The 4,011-nt window shown below is 69.8% G+C and carries 2 protein-coding genes and 1 pseudogene; 1 reads left to right on the top strand and 2 read right to left on the bottom strand.

All coding sequences use genetic code 11. The features are described from left to right. On the top strand, nt 1-2,916 hold a 2,916-nt coding region (mfd, locus tag JWQ05_RS00745; protein WP_299652937.1), incomplete at its 5' end, for a transcription-repair coupling factor. Between the two features lie 113 nt (nt 2,917-3,029). Here mfd and JWQ05_RS00740 read toward each other — a convergent pair. Both JWQ05_RS00740 and JWQ05_RS00735 read right to left on the bottom strand, forming a co-directional pair. Next, entirely contained in the window at nt 3,030-3,374 is a 345-nt protein-coding gene (locus JWQ05_RS00740) for a hypothetical protein (RefSeq protein ID WP_299652939.1), read from the bottom strand. 308 nt (nt 3,375-3,682) lie between these two features. Continuing rightward, nucleotides 3,683-4,011: pseudogene (locus JWQ05_RS00735) on the bottom strand (long-chain fatty acid--CoA ligase); the annotation flags it as partial.

Below are 4,011 nucleotides of genomic sequence, written 5' to 3'. Positions count from 1 at the left end.
TCGATCCGCGCCTTCGACCCCGAGACCCAGCGCACCATCGGGCAGCTGCGCTCGCTGGACCTCGTGCCGATGAGCGAGGTGCAGCTCACCACCGAGACGATCCGGCGCTTCCGCCAGGGCTACCTCTCGACCTTCGGCGCGGCCACCCGCGACGACCGGCTCTACGAGACGATCAGCGAGGGCCGGCGCTATGCCGGCCTCGAGCACTGGATGCCGCTGTTCTACGACCATCTCGACACGCTGTTCGACTATGTCGGCGGGGTGCCGATGGTGTTCGACGCGCAGGTGGACGAGGCGGCGGGCGAGCGCCTGACCCTGATCCGCGACTATTACGACGCCCGCGCCGGGGCGATGGCGGCGCCGTCCCCGGGGGTCGCACCCTACAAGCCGCTCAAGCCCTCCGCCCTCTACCTGACGCCCAACGAGTGGCGCGACCGGGTGGCGGCGGCCTCCGTCGCCCGGCTCTCCCCCTTCTCCATGCCGGAGAACCCGGACCGGGCGACCATCGATTGCGAGGGCCGCCAGGGCCGCACCTTCGCGGCCGAGCGGGCGGACGAATCCGCCAGCGTCTTCGACGCAGCGGTGGCCCACGTGCGGGACCTCCAGGGATCCGGTCATCACGTGATCCTGGGATCCTGGTCCGACGGCTCGCGCGACCGGCTCTGCTCGGTCCTGGGCGACCACGGCCTGAAGAAGCCCGTCGCCATCAACACGCTCGCCTCGGTCAACGCCCTGAAGCGCGGCACGGACGTGGCGGTGGCGGTCTGGGGCCTCGAATCCGGCTTCGTCGTCGACAAGCTCGCGGTGATCTCGGAAGGCGACATCCTCGGCGACCGTCTGGTGCGCCAGAAGCGCAAGGCCAAGCGCCCGCAGGACATCATCCTGGAGGTGCAAGCCCTCCAGCCCGGCGACCTCGTGGTCCATGCCGACCACGGCATCGGCCGCTTCGTGGGCCTCAAGACCGTGACGGCGGCGGGCGCGCCGCACGATTGCCTGGAGATCCAGTATGCCGGCGGCCTGCTGCTGCTCCCCGTCGAGAACATCGAGCTGCTGACGCGCTACGGCTCGGAGGATGCGGAGGTCGCCCTCGACCGTCTCGGCGGCGGCGCCTGGCAGGCCCGCAAGGCCAAGATGAAGAAGCGCATCCTCGAGATGGCGGGCCAGCTCATCCGGGTCGCGGCCGAGCGCTTCGTGCGCCAGGCGCCCCGCCTGCACGCGCCGGAGGGGCTCACCGACGAGTTCGCGGCGCGCTTCGCCTTCAACGAGACCGAGGACCAGGCCAACGCCATCGACGCGGTGCTCACCGACCTCAATGCGGGCCGCCCGATGGACCGGCTGGTGTGCGGCGACGTCGGCTTCGGCAAGACCGAGGTGGCGCTCCGCGCGGCCTTCGCCGGCGCCATGGGCGGCAAGCAGGTGGCGGTGGTGGTGCCCACCACGCTGCTGGCGCGCCAGCACTACCGCACCTTCGCCGAGCGCTTCAAAGGCCTGCCCGTCGAGGTGGCGCAGATGTCGCGCTTCGTCTCCAACACCGAGATGAAGCGGGTGCGCGACGGGCTCGTCGCCGGCACCGTCGACATCGTCGTCGGAACGCACGCCCTGCTCGCCAAGGCCGTGGCCTTCAAGGATCTCGGCCTCATCATCGTCGACGAGGAGCAGCATTTCGGCGTGGCCCACAAGGAGCGCCTGAAGGCGCTCCAGGCGGATGTCCACGTGCTCACCCTCTCGGCGACCCCGATCCCCCGCACCCTGCAGCTCGCCATGACGGGGGTCCGCGAACTCTCGATCATCGCCACCCCGCCGGTGGACCGCCTCGCGGTGCGCACCTCCGTGACGCCCTTCGACCCGCTCCTCGTGCGCGAGGCGCTCCTGCGCGAGCGCTATCGCGGCGGCCAGTCCTTCTACGTGGTGCCGCGCATCGAGGATCTGGCCGAGGTCAAGCGCTTCCTCGATACCGAGATGCCCGAGACCAAGGTGGCGGTGGCGCACGGCCAGATGGCGGCGGGCCAGCTCGAGGACGTGATGACGGCCTTCTACGAGGGCAAGTTCGACGTGCTGCTCTCCACCACCATCGTCGAATCCGGCCTCGACATCCCCACCGCCAACACGCTGATCGTGCACCGGGCCGACATGTTCGGTCTGGCCCAGCTCTACCAGCTGCGCGGCCGCGTCGGGCGCGCCAAGGCCCGGGCCTACGCGCTGTTCACGACGCCGGCCAACCGGACGCTGACGGTGCAGGCGGAGAAGCGGCTGCGGGTGCTCCAGACCCTCGACACCCTGGGCGCCGGCTTCCAGCTCGCCTCCCACGACCTCGACATCCGGGGCGCCGGCAACCTGCTCGGCGACGCCCAGTCCGGCCACATCAAGGAGGTCGGCTACGAGCTCTACCAGCAGATGCTGGAGGATGCGGTCACGGCTCTGAAGGCCGGCATCGACGAGCCCGTGGAGGAGGCCTGGTCGCCCACCATCGCGCTCGGCGCCCCGGTCACGATCCCGGAGGAGTACGTCGAGGACCTCACCGTCCGCCTCGGGCTCTATCGCCGGCTCTCGACGCTCGAGAACGACGCCGAGATGGAGAGCTTCGGCGCCGAGCTGATCGACCGGTTCGGGCCGCTGCCGCCGGAGGTGGAGCAGCTCCTCAAGATCGTCACCATCAAGATCCTGTGCCGCGACACCAACGTGGAGAAGGTCGAGGCCGGCCCGAAGGGCGTCGTCGTCCACTTCCGCGACAAGGCTTTCGCCAACCCGCAGGGGCTGGTGGCCTACGTCACCGAGCAGGCCTCCTTCGCCAAGGTGCGCCCGGACATGAGCATCGTGTTCATCCGCGAACTCGACACCATCCCGGAGCGGCTCAAGGTGACCACGACGATCCTGCGCAGCCTGTCGACGATCGCCCGGCGCAAGAAGGCGGCCTGATCCGAGAAGACGGCCTGATCCATCAAAGCGAAAAGGGCACGCCTCGCGGCACGCCCTTTTCGAAAAACCTTCGTTATGCCAAGTGCCTAAGGGCCTTGCCTCACCCGCTGCCTTCAGAGGTCGGGCTGGTTGAGGACGTAGGGCCCGATCTGGCTCTGGAGGTCGATGGCGGTGCCGGAGCGCCGGGCCATCCCCTCGTCCACCACGATCACCGGGATGCCGGCTTGGCGCATCTGCTCGCGCAGGCGCTCGGAGAGCTGGGCATGGGCCGGATCGCGCCGGGAGGAGGCCTGGAGCAGAACCGCGGCCGGGCGCGCGATGACCGCGAGCACGTCGTGCGCCGCCTCGAGGGAGGCGGTGACGCTGGCATAACCGAGCTCCGCGAGTTCGGCGGCGAGCGAATGATCGACGGCGCGGTGGCCATCGTCGACAACGAGAACTTGTTGCAGCGCACCCATGAGCATCAGTGCTAGCCCATCCCTTGTCTCTTGGAAAGAGACTCGTGTGACAACACACATCGAGGCGATTGGTTCGCCGGCCACGTTCCGAGGACGACCCTGCCACCGCATCCCTGACCGGAGGATGAATTGATTCGGTGCGCCGCATCATCCGGGGAGGCGCCAGGGTCCTCCCGTCGACGCAAGGCCCTGCACCGGGGCGACAATCCGGCTCGCCGCGCTGCGGCCGGAAACCGGACGCGCCGTGCGCGCACGTCCCCGGGTGTCCGGTTTTTCGAGGCCATCGGAGGTGACGGGCGGATGACGCCTCAGGCGCGGAGGATCGCCAGGGTGCGGTCGTCGGCGACGCTGGTCACGAATGGCGCGGGCGTCCACTCGTCGGCCGTCTCGGGGATCGCTATATCGCGCTGCAGCGCTCCGGCATGGCAGGCGCGGCCCCGAAAGGCGAGGCGGCCGTCGGCGTCCCGGCGCAGGGCCATGAGGGTCGAGAACAGGGGGCCACGCTCGGGGTACGTCAGGGTGAGGGCGACGTCGTTGGCTTCCCGGGCGCCGGTGAGCAGCGCGGTCTCGTCGAAGGCGACCACGTCCACGATCGGGCGTCCCGCCCGCGGGGTCAGCCAGCGCTGACCGAGATGCC

This window comes from Methylobacterium sp., assembly GCF_028290105.1.
In the GTDB taxonomy this organism is placed as follows: domain Bacteria; phylum Pseudomonadota; class Alphaproteobacteria; order Rhizobiales; family Beijerinckiaceae; genus Methylobacterium.
Note: the sequence above shows the minus strand (reverse complement) of the source record. Positions and strands in the feature narration are given on the sequence as shown.